At 66.0% G+C, this 19643-nt stretch carries 16 protein-coding genes and 1 pseudogene; 9 read left to right on the top strand and 8 right to left on the bottom strand.

What is annotated here, in order from left to right; all coding sequences use genetic code 11:
• Positions 1 to 68: 68 nt before the first annotated feature.
• From mdeB to H0523_RS22845, 3 genes are all read left to right on the top strand, one after another.
• A complete protein-coding gene (gene mdeB, locus H0523_RS22855) occupies positions 69 to 2756 on the top strand; it encodes an alpha-ketoglutarate dehydrogenase (protein WP_054429530.1) in 2688 nt (895 codons plus the stop codon).
• Positions 2757 to 2999: 243 nt separating this feature from the next.
• Positions 3000 to 5297: an NADP-dependent malic enzyme gene (locus H0523_RS22850; RefSeq protein WP_054429531.1), complete on the top strand. Its 2298-nt coding sequence runs from the start codon at positions 3000 to 3002 to the stop codon at positions 5295 to 5297.
• Between the two features lie 149 nt (positions 5298 to 5446).
• Positions 5447 to 5899 (top strand): DUF2214 family protein, encoded by a 453-nt coding sequence (locus H0523_RS22845; RefSeq protein WP_054429532.1) that lies wholly within the window; start codon positions 5447 to 5449, stop codon positions 5897 to 5899.
• 31 nt (positions 5900 to 5930) lie between these two features.
• On the opposite strand, the gene H0523_RS22840 is transcribed toward H0523_RS22845, so the two are convergent.
• The 8 genes from H0523_RS22840 to H0523_RS22805 form a co-directional block, all read right to left on the bottom strand.
• Positions 5931 to 7040, bottom strand: a complete 1110-nt coding sequence (locus tag H0523_RS22840; RefSeq protein ID WP_054429533.1) for a hypothetical protein — start codon at positions 7038 to 7040, stop codon at positions 5931 to 5933.
• Positions 7041 to 7153: 113 nt separating this feature from the next.
• Positions 7154 to 8464, bottom strand: a complete 1311-nt coding sequence (locus H0523_RS22835) for a citrate synthase (RefSeq protein ID WP_006393556.1) — start codon at positions 8462 to 8464, stop codon at positions 7154 to 7156.
• A gap of 19 nt (positions 8465 to 8483) precedes the next feature.
• Entirely contained in the window at positions 8484 to 8744 is a 261-nt protein-coding gene (locus H0523_RS22830; RefSeq protein WP_054429697.1) for a succinate dehydrogenase assembly factor 2, read from the bottom strand.
• A 26-nt stretch (positions 8745 to 8770) separates the two neighbouring features.
• Entirely contained in the window at positions 8771 to 9487 is a 717-nt protein-coding gene (locus H0523_RS22825; protein WP_006389365.1) for a succinate dehydrogenase iron-sulfur subunit, read from the bottom strand.
• Positions 9488 to 9505: 18 nt separating this feature from the next.
• Positions 9506 to 11284, bottom strand: a complete 1779-nt coding sequence (gene sdhA, locus H0523_RS22820) for a succinate dehydrogenase flavoprotein subunit (RefSeq protein ID WP_054429534.1) — start codon at positions 11282 to 11284, stop codon at positions 9506 to 9508.
• 3 nt (positions 11285 to 11287) lie between these two features.
• Positions 11288 to 11671 (bottom strand): succinate dehydrogenase, hydrophobic membrane anchor protein, encoded by a 384-nt coding sequence (gene sdhD, locus H0523_RS22815; protein ID WP_006393552.1) that lies wholly within the window; start codon positions 11669 to 11671, stop codon positions 11288 to 11290.
• Positions 11672 to 12088, bottom strand: coding sequence for a succinate dehydrogenase, cytochrome b556 subunit (gene sdhC, locus H0523_RS22810; RefSeq protein WP_006393551.1), 417 nt, complete (start codon positions 12086 to 12088; stop codon positions 11672 to 11674). It lies immediately after the preceding gene.
• A 121-nt stretch (positions 12089 to 12209) separates the two neighbouring features.
• Positions 12210 to 12989, bottom strand: a complete 780-nt coding sequence (locus H0523_RS22805; protein WP_035360087.1) for a GntR family transcriptional regulator — start codon at positions 12987 to 12989, stop codon at positions 12210 to 12212.
• 357 nt (positions 12990 to 13346) lie between these two features.
• Between H0523_RS22805 and H0523_RS22800 the strand changes: the two genes are divergently transcribed.
• The 6 genes and pseudogenes from H0523_RS22800 to H0523_RS32340 form a co-directional block, all read left to right on the top strand.
• Positions 13347 to 14336 carry a malate dehydrogenase gene (locus tag H0523_RS22800; RefSeq protein ID WP_054429535.1) on the top strand — a complete coding sequence of 330 codons (990 nt, stop codon included), beginning with the start codon at positions 13347 to 13349 and terminating at the stop codon, positions 14334 to 14336.
• 279 nt (positions 14337 to 14615) lie between these two features.
• Positions 14616 to 15506: a methylisocitrate lyase gene (gene prpB / locus H0523_RS22795; protein WP_054429536.1), complete on the top strand. Its 891-nt coding sequence runs from the start codon at positions 14616 to 14618 to the stop codon at positions 15504 to 15506.
• 101 nt (positions 15507 to 15607) lie between these two features.
• Entirely contained in the window at positions 15608 to 16813 is a 1206-nt protein-coding gene (gene prpC / locus H0523_RS22790) for a bifunctional 2-methylcitrate synthase/citrate synthase (protein WP_054429537.1), read from the top strand.
• A gap of 82 nt (positions 16814 to 16895) precedes the next feature.
• Positions 16896 to 18347 carry a bifunctional 2-methylcitrate dehydratase/aconitate hydratase gene (locus tag H0523_RS22785; RefSeq protein WP_054429538.1) on the top strand — a complete coding sequence of 484 codons (1452 nt, stop codon included), beginning with the start codon at positions 16896 to 16898 and terminating at the stop codon, positions 18345 to 18347.
• A 494-nt stretch (positions 18348 to 18841) separates the two neighbouring features.
• A complete protein-coding gene (locus H0523_RS22780) occupies positions 18842 to 19270 on the top strand; it encodes a CopD family protein (protein ID WP_006384749.1) in 429 nt (142 codons plus the stop codon).
• Positions 19271 to 19305: 35 nt separating this feature from the next.
• Positions 19306 to 19643, top strand: a pseudogene (locus tag H0523_RS32340) (DNA methyltransferase); the annotation flags it as partial.

Genomic DNA, 19643 nt, shown 5'->3' with positions numbered 1-19643 from the left:
CTGGCATTTTGATTACCCATGCCCCAGGGACAGGACTAGCATGGCGCTTACAAGGAGACAAAACCATCATGTGCGACGCCAGCCATTCCCCCGCCGGGACAGACCCCCGGCATGACGCCGATCCCGCCGAAACCGCCGAATGGCGCGACGGCCTGCAGTCCCTGGTCGAGGCCTCGGGCGCCGACCGGGCGGGCTATGTGCTGGACAACCTGCTGGGGCATGCCGCCACGCTGGGGCTGCGCGCCAACAGCCAGACGCGCACCGCCTACCTGAACACCATTCCCGCCGACCAGGAGCCGCCCTTCCCCGGCAACCTGGCGGTCGAGGAACGCATTGCCCGCATCAACCGCTGGAACGCGCTGGCCATGGTGGTGCGCGCCAACCAGGCCCATGGCGAGCTGGGCGGACACATCGCCAGCTACGCCTCGGCCGCCGACCTGTTCGAAGTCGGCTTCAACCATTTCTTCCGCGCCGCCGGCGCCGACGGCCCGGGCGACCTGGTCTACATGCAGCCGCACTCGGCGCCCGGCGTCTACGCCCGCGCCTACCTGGAGGGTTTCCTCAGCGACGACGACCTGGCCCACTTCCGCCAGGAAATCACCGCCACCGCGCGCGGCCTGCGCGGCCTGTCGTCGTACCCGCATCCGTGGCTGATGCCGGATTTCTGGCAGTTCCCGACCGGCTCGATGGGCATTGGCCCCATCAACGCGATCTACCAGGCGCGCTTCATGCGCTACCTGGAGCACCGCTCGCTGGTGCCGGGCGCCGACCGCAAGGTCTGGGGCATCTTCGGCGACGGCGAGATGGACGAGCCCGAATCGATCGCCGCGCTGACCCTGGCCGCGCGCGAGAAACTCGACAACCTGGTGTTCGTGGTCAACTGCAACCTGCAGCGCCTGGACGGCCCGGTGCGCGGCAACGGCCGCATCATCGACGAGCTGGAAACGCTGTACGCCGGCGCCGGCTGGAACGTCATCAAGCTGGTCTGGGGCAGCGACTGGGACGCCCTGCTGCGCCGTGACACCAACGGCGCCCTGGCGCGCGCCTTCGCCAACACGGTGGACGGCCAGTTCCAGACCTTCGCCGCCAACGACGGCGCCTTCAACCGCGCGCACTTCTTCAACCAGAATCCCGAACTGGCGGCGCTGGTGGCCGACTGGACCGACGAAGCCATCGACCGCCTGCACCGCGGCGGCCACGACATGGTCAAGATCCATGCCGCGTACCACCGCGCCGCGCATCATCGCGGCCAGCCCACCGTGATCCTGGCGCAGACCAAGAAGGGCTTCGGCATGGGCACGGCCGGCCAGGGCAAGATGACCACCCACCAGCAGAAGAAGCTGGACGACGAGGCGCTGCTGGCGTTCCGCGACCGCTTCGCGCTGCCGATTTCCGACGCCGACTGTCTGGCGCTCAAGTTCTACCGCCCCGCCGAAGACAGCGCCGAGCTGCGCCACCTGCAGGCGCGCCGCGCCGCGCTCGGCGGCCACATTCCGCGCCGCCAGACGCAGGCGCCGCGCCTGGCGCCGCCGGCGGTCGAGCAATGGGCGCGCTTCGCGCTCAGCGCCGACGGCAAGGAAATGTCGTCCACCATGGCCATCGTGCGCATGCTGACAGCGCTGCTGAAGGACCCGCAGGTCGGCCCGCGCATCGTGCCGATCGTGGCCGACGAAGCGCGCACCTTCGGCATGGCCAACCTGTTCCGCCAGATCGGCATCTACTCGGCGCAGGGCCAGCTGTACGAACCCGAAGACATCGGCTCGGTGCTGTACTACCGCGAGGCGCGCGACGGCCAGATCCTGGAAGAAGGCATCACCGAGGCCGGCGCGATCTCCTCGTGGACGGCGGCCGGCACCAGCTACTCGGTCAATGGCCTGCCGATGCTGCCCTTCTATATCTATTACTCGATGTTCGGCTTCCAGCGCATCGGCGACCTGATCTGGGCCGCGGCCGACCAGCGCACGCGCGGCTTTCTCATCGGCGCCACGTCCGGCCGCACCACGCTGGGCGGCGAAGGCCTGCAGCACCAGGACGGCTCCAGCCACATCATGGCGGCGGCCGTGCCCAACTGCCGCGCCTACGATCCGGCCTACGCCTACGAAGTCGCGGTCATCGTCGAGTACGGCATGCGCCGCATGCTGGACGAGCAGCGCGACGAGTTCTTCTACCTGACCGTCACCAACGAGAACCTGGCGCAGCCCGACCTGCCGCAGGACGGCGCGGCGGCCGAAGGCATCCTGCGCGGCATGTACCGCCTGCGCCCGGCGCGCCAGCAGGCCGCGGTGCGCCTGCTGGGCGCCGGCCCCATGCTGCGCGAAGCGGAAATGGCCGCCGAGCGGCTGCACGCGGAATACGACGTGGATGCCGAGGTCTGGAGCGTGACCAGCTTCTCCGAACTGGCGCGCGACGGCCGCGAGGCCGAACGCGCCCGCGCGCTCGGCCTGGCCACCGCGCCGGACGCGGACTGGGTGCGCGCCTGCCTCGGCGGCAGCGACGCGCCGGTGGTGGCCGCGACCGACTACGTGCGCGCCGTGCCCGAACAGATCCGCGCCTGGGTGCCCGCGCCCTACCGCACGCTGGGCACCGACGGCTTCGGCCGCAGCGACACCCGCGCCCGCCTGCGCGACTTCTTCGAAGTCAGCGCCGACTGGATCGTGCTGCACGCGCTGGACAGCCTGGGCCTGCAGGCGCAGGCCGACACGCTGCGCCAGAAACTCGGGGCCAAGACCCGCGCCACGCCACCCTGGGCGCAATAACGCGCTGAAAGCAAAGGAAAAAGCCCCGAACGCCGGGGCTTTTTCCTTTTGCGTGCCGGAGGCGCGAAAGTGCGCCGGCTTGATCAAAATCGGACGATCGCTGCGGTGCAGCAACCAATTCGCGCCGCTTTCTGTTGAAATACGGGTGTTCCCTAAGCATTTCCCAAAGAATACGGCGGGCCGCGAGCCCGCTTTTTGCTTTCCGTTTTTTACCTACAGTTAGCGCCGAAAAGGCTATATCCCATGGACGAAACCCTCACCAAGCTGGCGTTGGATTACCACGCCTATCCCACCCCCGGCAAAATCTCGGTCACCCCGACCAAGACCCTCGCCAACCAGGACGACCTGTCGCTGGCGTACTCGCCCGGCGTGGCCGCCGCGTGCATGGCCATCTTCGACCAGGGCGACGACGCCGCCTCCAAGTACACCTCGCGCGGCAACCTGGTGGGCGTGATCACCAACGGCACCGCCGTGCTGGGCCTGGGCAACATCGGTCCGCTGGCCGCCAAGCCGGTCATGGAAGGCAAGGGCTGCCTGTTCAAGAAGTTCGCCGGCATCGACGTGTTCGACATCGAACTGGCCGAGAACGACCCCGACAAGCTGGTCGACATCATCGCCGCGCTCGAGCCCACGCTCGGCGGCGTCAACCTCGAGGACATCAAGGCGCCCGAGTGCTTCTACATCGAGAAGAAGCTGCGCGAGCGCATGAAGATCCCCGTCTTCCACGATGACCAGCACGGCACCGCCATCATCTCGTCGGCCGCCATCCTGAACGGCCTGAAGGTCGTGGGCAAGGACATCGGCACGGTCAAGCTGGCCTGCTCGGGCGCCGGCGCCGCCGCCATCGCCTGCCTGGACCTGCTGGTGCACCTGGGCGTCAAGCGCGAGAACATCTACGTGGTGGATTCGCGCGGCGTGATCTGGGAAGGCCGCGATGAAAACATGGAAGCCAACAAGAAGCGCTACGCGCAGAAGACCGACGCGCGCACGCTGGCCGACGTGGTCAACGGCGCCGACGTGTTCCTGGGCTGCTCGACCGCCGGCGTGCTGACCGCCGACATGGTCAAGACCATGGCCGACCGTCCGCTGATCCTGGCGCTGGCCAACCCGGAACCGGAAATCCGCCCGGAAATCGCCAAGGCCGCCCGCCCCGACTGCATCATCGCCACCGGCCGTTCGGACTACCCGAACCAGGTCAACAACGTGCTGTGCTTCCCCTTCATCTTCCGCGGCGCCATGGATGCCGGCGCCTCGCGCATCACCGAGGAAATGAAGCTGGCGTGCGTCAAGGCCATCGCCGAACTGGCGGAAGCCGAACAGAACGACGAAGTGGCCCGCGCCTACGCCGGCCAGGAACTGTCGTTCGGTCCCGACTACATCATCCCGAAGCCGTTCGACCCGCGCCTGATCGTCCAGATCGCCCCGGCCGTGGCCCAGGCCGCCGCCGACTCCGGCGTGGCCGCCCGTCCGATCGAGGACATCGAGGCCTACCGCCAGAAGCTGATGGGCTTCGTCTACCACTCGGGCCAGCTGATGCGCCCGCTGTTCGCCCAGGCCAAGAAGGCGCCCAAGCGCGTCATCTACGCCGACGGCGAAGACGAGCGCGTGCTGCGCGCGGTGCAGACCGTGGCCGACGAAAAGCTGGCGTTCCCGATCCTGATCGGCCGCCCGTCCGTGATCGAGATGCGCATCAAGAAGTTCGGCCTGCGCCTGGTCGCCGGCCAGCACTTCGAGATCGTCGATCCCGAAGACGACAGCCGCTTCAACGAAACCTGGAACGCGTACTACCAGCTCAAGGGCCGCGAGGGCGTGACCCCGGCCATCGCCAAGGCGATGATCCGCAAGCACAACACGCTGATCGGCGCGATGCTGCTGCGCCGTGGCGACGCCGACGCGCTGCTGTGCGGCGTGGCCAGCAAGTACGACAACCAGCTCAAGTACATCGACGAGATCATCGGCAGGAAGGAAGGCCAGACCTACGCCGCCCTGAACGTGCTGATGCTGCCCGACCAGACGCTGTTCGTCACCGACACCCACGTCAACGAGAACCCGTCGGCCGAGGAAGTCGCCAACATCACCATCCAGGCCGCCGACGAGATGCTGCGTTTCGGCGTGGTGCCCAAGATCGCCCTGCTGTCGCACTCGAACTTCGGCAGCCGCGTCACGGAATCGTCGCGCAAGATGGCCGCCGCGCGCCAGCTGGTGCAGGACCGCGCGCCCGACCTGGAAGTGGACGGCGAAATGCACGCCGACGCCGCCCTGTCGGAAAAGATCCGCGTGCAGGCCTACCCGGACAGCACCCTGAAGGGTCCGGCCAACCTGCTGGTCATGCCGACGCTGGACACCGGCAACATCACGTACAACATGCTGAAGATGACCGGCAGCAATGGCGTCGCGATGGGCCCGATCCTGCTGGGCGCCGCGCGTCCGGTGCACATCCTGACGACCAGCGCCACCGTGCGCCGCATCGTCAACATGACCGCCCTGGCCGTGGTCGATGCGCAGCAGGAAGCCGCCGAGGCCGCCAAGAAGCGCCGTTGATCGCATTGCGTTGATCGGCACGCAAGGGACGCCCCACGGGGCGTCCTTTTTTTGTGCGGCTTGATGGCGCGATAGTGCGTGGCGACGGGCGAATGGTAAAAACGGGGCAGAGACTCCCCTCGACCCCTTCCCTACCGGAGCCCGACCCTATGTTGCTCGACGCCTTCCTGGCCTGGTTTCACTTCCTGGCCATCTTCGTGCTGGTGGTGGTGCTGACCGCCGAAGCGGTGCTGCTGCGCCCCGACCTGACGCCGGCCACGCTCAAGCGCCTGGTGGTCTATGACCGCCTCTATCTGCTCAGCGCGATCCTGGTGCTGGTCACCGGCGTGCTGCGCCTGACCCTGGGCGTCAAGGGCGCCGCGTTCTACATGGGCAACCCGTGGTTCCACGCCAAGGTCACGCTGTTCGTCATCATCGGCCTCTGTTCGGCCCCGCCCACGCTGGCCTTCCTGCGCTGGGCGAAACAGGCGCGCCAGCAGCCCGCCTTCGTGCCGGACGCCGCGCAGATCAAGCGCGCGCGCCGCTGGGTGATGATCGAATCGCACCTGTTCATCTTCCTGCCGCTGTTCGCCGTGCTGATGGCGCGCGGCATCGGCGCGTAACGCGCGCCGCGACCCGCGCGGCCCGCCCGGCTCAGGGACAGCGCGCGCGGGTCGGCTGGGGCGCGTCGTCGCCCACGATGATGGTGGCGAAGTGGAACACGCCCACGGCGTCGTTCTTGACCACGTCGATGACCTCGCCCGACAGCGTCTGCCTCACCGACATGCCCTCGGGCACGTCGGCCTGGCCGTCGCGCCTGGCGACGTCGCCATTCCACGGACTCAGCACCAGCACGCCCGGGAACGGCTCGCGGCCATCGCCGCGGCCGCGCCGCATGGTCTGGACCTGCGTGCCGGCGGCGTAGCGGACGCCGCCAAAGGTCGTCGGGCAGGCCAATTCGGCATCGCTGACACGCAGCAGGCGCCGCTCGCCATCGAGGTAGAGCCGGGGCTCGCTCAACGGCAATCCGAACACCTTGACCGCCACCGGATCCTTGACCTCGATGCGCCATTGGTCCGGGTCGCGCGAGCCATCGGTATAGACGGTGCCGCCCGATCCATACACGATGGAGCCGGGCGCAAGATCGAGCGCATCGACCCGGTTGCCCGGGCCCAGCACGCACGTGTTCAGCGCCTTCATGGCGCCATCCTGCATCACGTCGAACTCGATGTCCTGGGTGGCGTCGCACTGCCAGCCCTGCACCGCCTGGCTGCCGGCGCCCCGCAGCAGGACGGTGCGCGGATGCCGGCCGCGCAGCGCGTAGGTCTCGCTGTCGTACTCGGCGTCCAGATAGCGCCGCGCGCTCGACGCCTGCACGCCGTACATGGCCACCGGCCGCGGGAACTCGGCCTCGACGTAGGTCTCCAGTTGCCCCTCGTCCTGCAGCTTCAGGCGCGTGCCGGCCGGCATGGCAATGCCGCCCACCGTGGTCGTCGCCGCGAGGGTGACATTGCGGGCGGCCTCGGCGCGATCGCCTTCGCGCTCCACCTGCCAGATCACCGCCTGGACCCAGGCATAGAAGGCAAAGGGAACCGCCAGCACCACGAACAGCAGGCTGGAGGTCTTCCAGTACTTGCGCACCGTGCGGCGCGCGCCGCCGCTGGCGACCAGCACCAGCGCCCAGCCAAGCAGGATAAGCCCCGCCAGGAAGCCCAGGGAAACGAAGATATAGAAGCCCGCGGAGGGCAGTGCTATCGGAATCATGGCAAGGATGATAAACGCCAAAGCGCCCGGCCGCGACGGCGCGCTCGACGGCGGCGCGAGCGGGCAACAAAAAACCGCCCGAAGGCGGTTTCTTGTTCAAGCCAGGCAGCGTATCAACGCTTGTCCATCGGGGGCACGTCGCGCGTGACCGAACCGGTGAACAGCTGGCGCGGACGGCCGATCTTGTAATCGGGATCCGACAGCATTTCGTTCCACTGGGCGATCCAGCCCACCGTGCGGGCCAGCGCGAAGATGGCCGTGAACAGCGAGGTCGGGATGCCGATGGCGCGCTGGACGATACCCGAGTAGAAGTCCACGTTCGGGTACAGCTTGCGCTGCACGAAGTAAGGATCCGACAGGGCGATGCGTTCCAGTTCCATGGCCAGCTTGAACAGCGGGTCGTTTTCCAGGCCCAGGGCCGAGAGCACTTCCTTGCACGTTTCCTGCATCAGCTTGGCGCGCGGGTCGTAGTTCTTGTAGACGCGGTGGCCAAAGCCCATCAGGCGCACGCCCGAGTTCTTGTCCTTGACCTTCTCCATGAACTCGCCGACCTTGGCGATGCCGCCGTTGGCTTGCAGCTCTTCCAGCATCTGCAGGCAAGCTTCGTTGGCGCCGCCGTGAGCCGGGCCCCACAGGCAAGCCACGCCGGCCGAAATGGCGGCGAACGGATTGGTGCCCGACGAACCGCACAGGCGGACCGTGGAGGTCGAGGCGTTCTGCTCGTGGTCGGCGTGCAGGATGAAGATGCGGTCGAGCGCGCGCTCGACGACTTCGTTGACCTTGTAGTCTTCGCACGGCGTGGCGAACATCATGCGCAGGAAGTTGCCCGTGTAGGACAGGTCGTTCTGCGGGTAGATGAACGGTTGGCCTTGCGAGTACTTGTACGCCATCGCGACCAGCGTCGGCATCTTGGCGATCAGGCGGATGGCCGAGATGTGACGGTGTTGCGGGTTCGTGATGTCGGTCGAGTCGTGGTAGAACGCCGACAGCGCGCCCACCAGGCCCGTCAGGACGGCCATCGGGTGGGCGTCGCGACGGAAGCCGCGCAGGAAGAAGTGCAGCTGTTCGTTGACCATCGTGTGATGGGTCACTTGCGAATCGAAGTCGGCCTTCTGTTCCTGGTTCGGCAGTTCGCCGTTCAGGATCAGGTAGCAGATGTCCATGAAGTCGCAATTGACGGCCAGTTGCTCGATCGGGTAGCCGCGGTACAGCAGCTCGCCCTTGTCGCCGTCGATGTAGGTGATGCCCGATTCGCAGGCGGCGGTCGACATGAAGCCGGGGTCAAACGTGAACATGCCCGTCTGGCCGTACAGCTTGCGGATGTCGATCACATCCGGACCGACCGTACCCTTGTAAACAGGGAACTCAATGGGTGCGCTGCCGTCCGAGAAGGACAGAGTGGCTTTTTTGTCAGACAGGTTCATGTTTTTTCCTCTCAATTAATCAGAGCGACCGCATCTGGCCGATGATGCCGCGGAGTCGGGGCGTGTCGAGTTCGCCCTCGAGTTCCTTGCGGGCCAGCAGCAGGTCGAGAAGATCGTTGTCTCCCAACTCGAAGAGCTGCGTCAATGCCGTCACGTCATCGTCGGTAAGCTCGGCTTCGTGGGCGTCGAGATACCGGGTGATGATCAAGTCGTTTTCGAGCAGGCCCCGGCGCGCCCGCCAACGCAGACGCGCCCGTTCCAGTTCAGTAAGCCTGCTCATCATTACACCTTAAATACACCAAACTACTAGACCGTCCGACGGACCATCAGTTCCTTGATCTTGCCAATGGCCTTGGTCGGGTTCAGCCCCTTGGGACAGACGTCGACGCAGTTCATGATGGTATGGCAACGGAACAGGCGGTACGGGTCTTCCAGGTTGTCCAGACGCTCGCCGGTGGCTTCGTCGCGGCTGTCGGCGATGAAGCGGTAGGCTTGCAGCAGGCCGGCGGGGCCGACGAACTTGTCCGGATTCCACCAGAAGGACGGGCAGGAAGTGGAACAGCACGCGCACAGGATGCACTCGTACAGGCCGTCCAGCTCTTCGCGCGCCTCGGGCGACTGCAGGCGCTCTTTCTCGGGCGGCGGCGTGTCGTTGATGAGGTACGGGCGGATCGAGTGGTACTGGTTGAAGAAGTGCGTCATGTCCACGATCAGGTCGCGGATCACGGGCAGGCCCGGCAGCGGGCGCAGCACGATCGGTTCCTTCAGCTCGCGCAGGTTCGTCGTGCAGGCCAGGCCGTTCTTGCCGTTGATGTTCATGGCGTCCGAACCGCACACGCCTTCACGGCACGAGCGGCGCAGGGCCAGGCTGTCATCGACGTCGTTCTTGATGCGCACCAGCGCATCGAGCAGCATCTTGTCGGTGGGCTGGAGTTCGACTTCCAGCTTCTGCATGTACGGGCGCTCGTCCTTGTCCGGATCGTAGCGGTAGATTTCGAACTTGACGATTCTCTTGGTGCTCATAGTAGGCTCTATCCGGACTTAGAAGGTACGCGCCTTGGGCGGGAAGGACTCGACCGTCAGCGGCTTCATCTGCACAGGCTTGTAATCCAGGCGGCTGCCTTCGGAGTACCACAGGGTGTGCTTGAGCCAGTTCTCGTCGTCGCGGGTCGGGTGGTCGTCCAGCGCATGGGCGCCGCGGCTTTCGGTGCGGTTGGCGGCCGACTTGATCGTGGCGCGGGCCACTTCGGTCATGTTGGCCAGTTCCAGCGCCTCGACGCGCGCGGTGTTGAACACCTTGGACTTGTCCTTGAAGTAGATGTTGTCGGCTTGCTTGGCCAGGTCTTCGATCTGGGTCACGCCTTCGTTCAGCAGCTCCAGCGTGCGGAACACGCCGCAGTGGCGCTGCATCGAGAAGCGGATGGCGTTGCCGATGTCCTGGGTCTTCTCGCCCGAGGTGCGCGATTCCAGCTTGTTGACGCGATCCAGCGAGAATTCGACGGCCTGCTGCGGCACGGGCTGGTGCGCGTGCTGGCGTTCCGGATGCGAATTGACGATGTGGTTGCCGGTGGCGCGGCCGAACACGATCAGGTCCAGCAGCGAGTTGGTGCCCAGGCGGTTGGCGCCGTGCACCGACACCGCGGCGCATTCGCCGATGGCGTACAGGCCGTTGACGATCTTGTTCTCGCCGTTTTCGCGCGTCAGCACCTGGCCGTGGTAGTTGGCCGGGATGCCGCCCATCTGGTAGTGGATGGTCGGAACGACGGGGATCGGTTCCTTGATCGGGTCGACGTTGCCGAACTTGATGGCGATTTCGCGGATCGAGGGCAGGCGCTTGTTGATGACGTCGGCGCCGAGGTGATCGAGCTTGAGCACCACGTAGCTGCCGTCCGGACCGCAACCGCGGCCTTCCTTGATTTCCTGGTCCATCGAGCGCGACACGAAGTCACGCGGAGCCAGATCCTTCAGCGTGGGCGCGTAGCGCTCCATGAAGCGTTCGCCATCCTTGTTCAGCAGGATGCCGCCTTCGCCGCGCACGCCTTCGGTGATCAGCACGCCGGCGCCGGCCACGCCGGTCGGGTGGAATTGCCAGAATTCCATGTCCTGCAGCGGGATGCCCGCGCGGGCGGCCATGCCCAGGCCGTCACCGGTGTTGATGAAGGCGTTGGTGGAAGCGGCCCAGATACGGCCGGCGCCGCCGGTGGCCAGCACCGTGGTCTTGGCTTCCAGGATGTAGATCTCGCCGGTTTCCATTTCGAGGGCGGTCACGCCCACGACGTCGCCAGCTTCGTTGCGCAGCAGGTCCAGCGCCATCCATTCGACGAAGAACTGGGTGCGGGCGGCAACGTTGCGCTGGTACAGGGTGTGCAGCAGCGCGTGACCGGTGCGGTCGGCAGCGGCACAGGCGCGCTGGACCGGCTTTTCACCGAAGTTGGCGGTGTGGCCGCCGAACGGACGCTGGTAGATGGTGCCATCGGGGTTGCGGTCGAACGGCATGCCGAAGTGCTCGAGCTCGTACACGGCGTTCGGGGCTTCGCGGCACATGAATTCGATGGCGTCCTGGTCGCCCAGCCAGTCCGAACCCTTGACGGTGTCGTACATGTGCCAGTACCAGTTGTCTTCGCTCATGTTGCCCAGCGAGGCGCTCACGCCGCCTTGCGCGGCCACGGTGTGCGAACGCGTGGGGAACACCTTGGACAGCACTGCAACGGACAGGCCCGCTTGGGACAGTTGCAGCGAACAACGCATGCCGGCTCCGCCGGCGCCAACGACCACCACATCAAACTGGCGGCGCGGCAAGGATTTCAGGACAGAGACCACGGCTTAGATGCTCCAGAGGATTTGCGCGAAGTAAACGACCGTACCGATCAACCAGAGGATCGTCAGCACTTGCAGCAGCAGGCGCAGGCCCACCGGCTTGACGTAGTCCATCCAGATGTCGCGCACGCCAATCCAGGCATGCCAGGCCAACGCAAAGAAGGCAAGGGAGGCCAGGATCTGGCCAACCGGAATGAAGCCCACGTAGAAATTGAACAGCTTGACCCAGTGTTCGTACGTGAAGGCGGGCATCGTCAGGATGCCGATGAGCAGCACCAGCGTGTACACGGCCATGATGACGGCGGTGATGCGCTGGATGATGAAGTCCATGACGCCGTAATGGGCGCCGACGACCAGGCGCTTGGGTCCGTAGTTTTTAGCGGCGGCCATTTACAGCACTCCGAACAGTTTGAGACCGAACACCAGCGTCAGCGCCAGGCTGACACCGAAGACCACGCCGGCGCTTTTCTTGGCCGACAGCTTGTCGATACCCAGGTGCAGGTCCAGCAGCAGGTAGCGGATGCCAGCACAGAAGTGGTGCAGGTAGCCCCAGATCAGGACCAGGAAGACAAGCTTGACGATCGGGTTGGCCGCGATGGAAGCGATCCATGCGAACGACTGCGGCGCGGCCACGCTCGCTGCGAACAGCGGAACGATGACCAAGGGCAAACAGAGGAACAGCAATATGCCGCTGATGCGGTGCAGGATGGACAGCTTGCCGGCCAGGGGCAGGCGATAGGAGAACGCAACTTGGGCAAGCCCAATATTGCGAAACTGCGGACGTGGCTTGGCAGCGGTGTCGGACATGACGGCCTCGGTGTTTCGGAACTAGGGAATCGTGACGGCGCTAATGCCGTGGCCCTTGCGGGCAAACACGGTATTTTCGCCCAGAGATCGGGTTGGTATCAAATCGTAGATAAAAAGCTCATCAATTCAGACTATTGCGGTAGTGGTAGCGATCGGTCAAGTACAAGCCCCGCCGAATTTCCATGGGGCGGTCACCATACGTGTACGACACGCGATCCACCTGCAACAACGGCGCGCCGGCGGCAACATTAAGCAGCGTACAGACTTCGGCCGGCGCCGCCACGGCGCGCAGCTTTTCGTCCGCGCGCACCATGCTCACGCCGAACTCGGATTCAAACAGGCCATAGAGCGGCGCCTTGTTGGCGGTCAGCAGCTCCTGGGTGAGGCCGCGGAAGATCGACCCGGGCAGCCAGATGTCGTCCAGCACGGTGGGCACCTGCCCCATGCACAGCAGCCGGCGGATCGAGATCACGGTTTCGCCGGCGCGCAGGTCGAGCGCGCGCGCGATCTCGGCCGGCGCGCGCAGGCGGCGGCACTCGAGGATGCGGCTTTCCGCCCGCACGGCCTCGCCCTCTTCATCGGGGGCCAGGCGCAGGAAACGGTAGCGCACGCGGGCTTCATGGTGGGTGGCGACGAAGGTGCCCTTGCCCTGGCGACGCAGCAGCAAGTGTTCGGCGGCCAGCTCATCGACCGCCTTGCGCACCGTGCCCTGGCTCACCTGGAAACGGGCGGCCAGATCGATTTCGCTGGGGATGAGTTCGCCGGGCTTCCATTCGCCGCGGTCCAGGCTCTGCACGAGCAGGTCCTTGATCTGGCGGTACAGCGGACTGAAAGCGGCCCCCTCGCCCGTCGGACGGGCGGCGCGTGTGCGTAGGGGAGTTTCGGGCCGGGGGTCTGCCATGGATCGTCTTGGAAGTGTCATGTTCATCCGGAGAATGGAAAGGCAGCGCAAACGATGCGGTTTCCATTCGCATGCGCTGCTGCGTTGCCGGTGTTCTGGCCTGATACAGGCGCGCAGCCGGCGGTGCTGCGGCGCATTCGAACAAACGCTCTATTGTGGCATATCGGGGGCGGCGCTGTCCAACGTCTTATGTCTTATATAAGATATAAGATCAATTGACGCACCCGTAAATTAGTTCTAGGATTTCTGTCTGTCCGGCAACCTGTCCGCCCCTCGCGCGCGGAGGGCCTTCGCCGCTCAACGGATTACACTGATTGGTGAGATTTTTTTCTCGCCACACCATTACGGAGAACGTCCATGTCTAAGCCTGCCTTGCGTGTCGCCGTCACCGGCGCCGCCGGCCAAATCGGTTACGCCCTGCTGTTCCGCATCGCCTCCGGCGAAATGCTGGGCAAAGATCAGCCCGTCATTCTGCAACTGCTCGAAATCCCCGACGAGAAAGCGCAAAAGGCCCTGAAGGGCGTCATCATGGAACTGGATGACTGCGCCTTTCCGCTGCTGCAGGAAGTCACCGCCCACAGCGATCCGCGCACGGCGTTCAAGGACGCGGACGTGGCCCTGCTGGTCGGCGCCCGCCCGCGCGGCCCCGGCATGGAACGCAAGGACCTGCTGTCGGTCAACGCCCAGATCTTCACGGCGCAGGGCAAGGCCCTGAACGACGTCGCCAGCCGCAACGTCAAGGTCCTGGTGGTCGGCAACCCGGCCAACACCAACGCCTACATCGCCATGAAGTCGGCGCCGGACCTGCCGGCCAAGAACTTCACCGCCATGCTGCGCCTGGACCACAACCGCGCCCTGTCGCAACTGGCCGCCAAGTCGGGCAAGGCCGTGGCCGACATCGAGAAGCTGGTCGTGTGGGGCAACCACTCGCCCACCATGTACCCCGACTTCCGCTTCGCCACCGTCGGCGGCGAATCGCTGTCCAAGCTGATCAACGACGACGCCTGGAACCGCGACACGTTCATCCCCACCGTGGGCAAGCGCGGCGCCGCCATCATCGAGGCCCGTGGCCTGTCGTCGGCCGCCTCGGCCGCCAACGCCGCCATCGACCACGTGCGTGACTGGGTCCTGGGCAGCAACGGCAAGTGGGTCACCATGGGCATCCCGTCGGATGGCTCCTACGGCATCCCCGAAGGCATCATCTACGGCGTGCCGGTCACGACCGAAAACGGCGAATACAAGCGCGTCGAAGGCCTGGAAATCGACGCCTTCTCGCGTGAGCGCCTGGACTTCACGCTGAAAGAGCTCCTCGAAGAGCGCGACGGCGTCAAGGACCTGCTGAAGTAAGCAGTCATCAAGCAGAATTGGGCCCGTTGACGCGGGCCCAATTCGCAAGCGGACGGCGCATCGACAGAGGCGCCATCCGCGGAACGCAAACCTGTCTCTTTGCGCCCGCGCAATGAATTGTCGCGAAGGGGACAGATTTACGTTCCGCGACCGCGGTAAGGTCGTGGCCAGGCGCCGGAACCCGATCCGGCACGGCCACACTCGCCGCGGGCCCGCAGACCCAGCCATCCCAGCCGGGGCAACGTCACGACACCCGGCCCTCTATAACGGAGACCCCTCATGTCCAGACCCGAATCCGCCGGCGCCCAGTTCCGCCGCGCGCTCGCCGAAGAAAGCCCGCTGCAGATCATCGGCGCCATCAACGCCAACCACGCCCTGCTGGCCAAGCGCGCCGGCTACCGCGCCATCTATCTCTCGGGCGGCGGCGTGGCGGCGGGTTCGCTGGGCCTGCCCGACCTGGGCATCAACACCATGGACGACGTGCTGACAGACGTGCGCCGCATCACCGACGTCTGCGACGTGCCGCTGCTGGTCGACATCGACACCGGCTTCGGTCCGTCGGCGTTCAACATCGCCCGCACCGTCAAGAGCCTGATCAAGTTCGGCGCCGCCGCCTGCCACATCGAGGACCAGGTCGGCGCCAAGCGCTGCGGCCACCGTCCGGGCAAGGAAATCGTCAGCACCGAGGAAATGGCCGACCGCGTCAAGGCCGCGGCCGACGCCCGCACCGACAGCGACTTCTACCTGATCGCGCGCACCGACGCCATCGCCTCGCACGGCGTGGACGCCGCCATCGAGCGCGCCCTGGCCTGCGTCGAAGCCGGCGCCGACGCCATCTTCGCCGAAGCCGCCTACGACCTGCCGACCTACGACCGCTTCGTCAAGGCCGTCAACGTGCCGGTGCTGGCCAACATCACCGAATTCGGCAAGACGCCGCTGTTCTCGGTGGAAGAGCTCAAGAGCGTGGGCGTGGGCATGGTGCTCTACCCGCTGTCGGCCTTCCGCGCCATGAACAAGGCCGCCGAGGCCGTCTACACCGCGATCCGCCGCGACGGCCACCAGAAGAACGTGGTCGACCTGATGCAGACGCGCGAGGAACTGTACGACCGCATCGGCTACCACGAATTCGAATCGCGCCTGGACGCCCTGTTCCAGAAGGGCAAGGCCTGAGCGCTTGCCACCGTATCCGGCGCCACGGCGAACCCGCGGCGCCACGCTTCCCCCATTGCATTGCATTGCATCGACCACCGCGAAAGGAAAGGAGTAGAGACATGAGCACGGCTCCCAAGAAGCAAGCAGCCAAGACGGACGCCACCCCGGATGCCAAGCCCGAAGAAAAGGCCGGCTTCAAGCCCAAGAAATCGGTCGCGCTGTCCGGCGTGGTCGCCGGCAACACCGCGCTGTGTACGGTCGGCCGCAGCGGCAATGACCTGCACTACCGCGGCTACGACATCCTGGACATCGCCCATACCAGCGAGTTCGAGGAAATCGCCCACCTGCTGGTGCACGGCAAGCTGCCCAACAAGGCCGAACTGAAGGCCTACAAGGAAAAGCTGCGCTCGCTGCGCGGCCTGCCGGTGCAACTGCAGGACGCGCTCGAAGCGCTGCCCGCCGCCAGCCACCCGATGGACGTGATGCGCACGGCCGTCTCGGTGCTCGGCTGCGTGCTGCCCGAGAAGGACGACCACAACCTGCCCGGCGCGCGCGACATCGCCGACCGCCTGATGGCCAACCTGGGCTCGGCCCTGCTCTACTGGTACCACTACAGCCACAACGGCCGCGTGATCGACGTGCAGACCGACGATGACAGCATCGGCGGCCACTTCCTGCACCTGCTGCATGGCGAGAAGCCCAGCGACGAGTGGGTCAAGGCGATGCACATCTCGCTGAACCTGTACGCCGAGCACGAGTTCAACGCCTCGACCTTCACCGCCCGCGTCATCGCCGGCACCGGGTCGGACATGTTCTCGGCCATCACCGGCGCCATCGGCGCGCTGCGCGGCCCCAAGCACGGCGGCGCCAACGAGGTCGCCTTCGACGTGCAGAAGCGCTACGAGACGCCCGACGAAGCCGAGGCCGACATCCGCCGCCGCGTCGAGGCCAAGGAAGTCATCATCGGCTTCGGCCACCCGGTCTACACCGTGTCCGACCCGCGCAACAAGGTCATCAAGGAAGTGGCCAAGAAGCTGTCCAAGAAGGCCGGCAGCACCAAGATGTTCGACATCGCCGAACGCCTTGAGACGGTCATGTGGGACATCAAGAAGATGTTCCCCAACCTGGACTGGTTCTCGGCCGTCAGCTACCACATGATGGGCGTGCCCACCGCCATGTTCACTCCGCTGTTCGTGATCGCGCGCACGGCGGGCTGGTCGGCCCACATCATCGAGCAGCGCGTCGACAACAAGATCATCCGCCCGACCGCCAACTACGTCGGTCCGGAAGATCAGAAGTTCGTGCCGATCGACAAGCGCAAGTAAGACGACGACATGGGCCTGCCGACGCCATTCCCCGCGCCGCGCGGGCCCAGTGCCGCCTGTAAACACTCAGGAGAGGTACCAAATGTCTGCCCCGATCTCCAACGTCCGTCCCGAGCCCGACCAGGTCCTGGTCGATATCGCCGACTACGTACTGAACTATGAAATCCAGAGCGGCCTGGCCTACGAGACCGCTCGCAACTGCCTGATCGACACCCTCGGCTGCGGCCTGGAAGCGCTGGAATATCCGGCGTGCCGCAAGCTGCTGGGCCCCGTCGTCCCCGGCACCGTCGTCCCGCACGGCGCCAAGGTGCCCGGCACCCAATTCCAGCTGGACCCCGTGCAGGCCGCGTTCAACATCGGCGCGATGATCCGCTGGCTCGATTTCAACGACACCTGGCTGGCCGCCGAATGGGGCCACCCGTCCGACAACCTGGGCGGCATCCTCGCCACCGCCGACTGGCTGTCGCGCACCGCCGTCGCCGCCGGCAAGCCGCCGCTGACCATGCGCGCCGTGCTGACCGGCATGATCAAGGCGCACGAGATCCAGGGCTGCATCGCGCTGGAAAACTCCTTCAACAAGGTCGGCCTGGACCACGTGGTGCTGGTCAAGGTGGCATCCACCGCCGTGGTGGCGCAGATGCTGGGCCTCACCCGCGACGAAGTCATCAACGCCGTCTCGCTGGCCTGGGTCGACGGCCAGAGCCTGCGCACCTATCGCCACGCCCCCAACACCGGCAGCCGCAAGAGCTGGGCCGCCGGCGACGCCACCAGCCGCGCCGTGCGCCTGGCGCTGATCGCCCGCACCGGCGAGATGGGCTACCCCTCGGTGCTGTCGGCCAAGACCTGGGGCTTCTACGACGTGCTGTTCAAGGGCCAGCCGTTCAGGTTCCAGCGCCCCTACGGCAGCTACGTCATGGAAAACGTGCTGTTCAAGATCTCGTTCCCGGCCGAGTTCCACTCGCAGACCGCGGTCGAGTGCGCCATGCAGCTCCATGACCGCCTCAAGTCCCTGGGCAAGTCCACCGACGACATCGCCAGCATCACCATCCGCACCCACGAGGCGTGCATCCGCATCATCGACAAGAAGGGCCCGCTGAACAACCCCGCCGACCGCGACCACTGCATCCAGTACATGGTCGCCGTCCCGCTCCTGTTCGGCCGCCTCACCGCCGCCGACTACGAGGACGACGTCGCCGCCGACCCGCGCATCGACGCCCTGCGCGACAAGATCACCTGCGTCGAGGACCCGGCCTACACCCGCGACTACCACGACCCCGACAAGCGCTCCATCGCCAACGCCCTCACCGTCAGGTTCACCGACGGCACCCAGCTCGACGAAGTCGTCTGCGAATACCCCATCGGCCACAAACGCCGCCGCGCCGACGGCATCCCCCTGCTCGAAGCCAAGTTCCGCACCAACCTCGCCCGCATCTTCCCCGCCCGCCAACAGTCCCGCATCCTGGACGCGTCGCTGGACCAGAAAAAGCTGGAAGCCATGCCGGTCCACGAGTACGTCGACCTGTATGTGATCTGAGGCGACAAGCGCGGATCGGAAGCAACAAGCAGCACCCCACAGGCCCCGTCACGACAAAACCGACGGGGCCGCGCTTTTCCCCAGCAAGCCACCGCGCGCCAAGCAAGCCCCCCACACCACCGCGCAGCGAACACCCTCCCGACGCAAACCACCGCGTAAGTCAAGACCGGCCGCCCGCGCGGCCGGCCTTGACGGGCCCCGCAAACCTCTCCAGCCCCCCCACCGCTCTGGCAGCGCATCATTTCTCGAACTCCGTAGCCCGTCGCGGCGGCGGTTTTGGGGGCGGGCAACCTCGATGCGCCCGAGGGAATCCGAAGGAGTCGCCGAAGGCGAGGACGAGGATGACGCAGGGGCAGTCCGGAGCGAACGCTCCGGACCGCAATCGTGGGCGCCCGCCCCCAAAACCGCCGCCGCGACGGGCGACCTACGAAGAACCCCCAGCCCCCCAGCAATTACAATCTCCCTTCCCCAAGAAAACAGAGACCGCCCCCACCATGTCCATGCTCTGGGTAAAAACCTTCCACATCGTCTTCATCGCCTCCTGGTTCGCCGGCCTGTTCTACCTGCCCCGCATCTTCGTGAACCTGGCCCAGCAATCGGATTCGGCCGTGCAGGTCACCCTGCTCGGCATGGCGCGCCGCCTCTACCGCTTCACCACCATCCTGGCGGTCGTCGCCGTGGCGCTAGGCATGTGGCTGTACCTGGGTTACGGCATCGGCGTCGGCCCCGGCAACGGCTGGATGCACGCCAAGCTCTTTTTCGTCCTGCTCGTCATCGGCTACCATCACGCCTGTGGCGTCATGCTGCGAAAATTCGAACAGGGCAAGAACACCCGTTCGCACAAGTTCTATCGCTGGTTCAACGAAGTTCCCGTCTTGCTGCTCTTGGTGGTGGTGGCGCTGGTCGTCGTCAAACCCTTCTGATTCCCCCCTACCTTTGCACATTCGCCAGGATTCGTATGTCCGCTGATGACCAGGACCGCCCGCGCAAGACGCTGACGATCAAGAAGACCGCGCGCGACGCGCATGCCGAAGCCGCGCCCAAGCGCGTGCGCACCGGCGCCCGTGCCCGCCTGGTCGCCCAGAACGAGCGCGCCAAGGACAACGTCGAGCGCCAGAAGGACCCCGAGGGCTACCAGCAGCGCCAGGCCGCCGCCCGCGCCGCGCGCCGGCCGGACGACCGTGAACGCGGCGATGGCCCCCGCGGCGACAATCCGCGCCGCGGCGACGGTCCCCGCGGCGACAGTCCGCGCCGTGGCGACGGCCCCCGCAATGACAGCCCGCGTCGTGGCGATAG

Source organism: Achromobacter insuavis, assembly GCF_902859645.1.
Taxonomy (GTDB): domain Bacteria; phylum Pseudomonadota; class Gammaproteobacteria; order Burkholderiales; family Burkholderiaceae_B; genus Achromobacter; species Achromobacter insuavis.
This window is presented reverse-complemented; position numbering and strand designations above follow the sequence as displayed.